1 protein-coding gene is annotated in these 783 nt (G+C 42.3%); it reads left to right on the forward strand.

Going from position 1 to position 783, the window contains the following annotated elements:
* A partial coding sequence (locus A3729_RS29790; protein WP_068634574.1) for an START domain-containing protein occupies window positions 1-742 on the forward strand: 742 nt, incomplete at its 5' end.
* Between the last annotated feature and the right edge of the window lie 41 nt (window positions 743-783).

A 783-nucleotide genomic window follows, 5' to 3' on the forward strand; every position in this document is an offset into this window, starting at 1 on the left:
GTTAGGTAATAAATTCATGAAACATACTGTACTTTCTACCGTTCAATATTTGATGGTCACATTAAGTATTTTTTCTACGACCGTCTCTGCTGAGCTTGAAGCCTATCGAACTGACCTCCCTCCGGCCCTGGACGATAGCGGTTGGGACTTAATGCTAGAAAAAAATGGCATCAAGGTGTTTACCCGCGACTGGCCGGGCAGTGACTTTATTGCCTTTAAAGCAGAGCAAGTGGTGCAATCAAAGCTATCTAATATTGTTGCCAATTTCTCTGATATCAAGACCTTCCCTGAATGGGTCAAAGACATGGTAGACGCATATGAAATCGAGCCCTTTGACGATGAACGTTCCAGAAAAATCTATATGAGAATGGGTTTACCCTGGCCACTGGCTGACAGAGATATCGTCGCAGGCCAGCAACTAACACAGGAAACTGATTCAAAAGTCGTTCGAATTAAAGAATGGTTTGAAGGCGATGCTCTACCCAAAAATGAAGGTGTTATTCGAACACCTAAAGTTAATAATGAACTAGTACTGATTCCTGAAGGCAACGAGAAAACCAGAATCGTCTGGCAAGGGCATACTGAGCCGGGTGGTTTTATTCCGGCATTTATTGTGAACTTTCTATTGGAAGATGTCTTCTACGAATCTGTCTTAAACATGAGACATCGTTTTGAGTCACCTGAATTTCATAAGACTTCTGACTGGGTAATTAACTATAATGACTCGGGAACTGAAAGCTAAGAAAGATGGGATTGCGTTGCCTGTTGGGTTGATGGACTTAG

The organism is Oleiphilus sp. HI0043, from assembly GCF_001634935.1.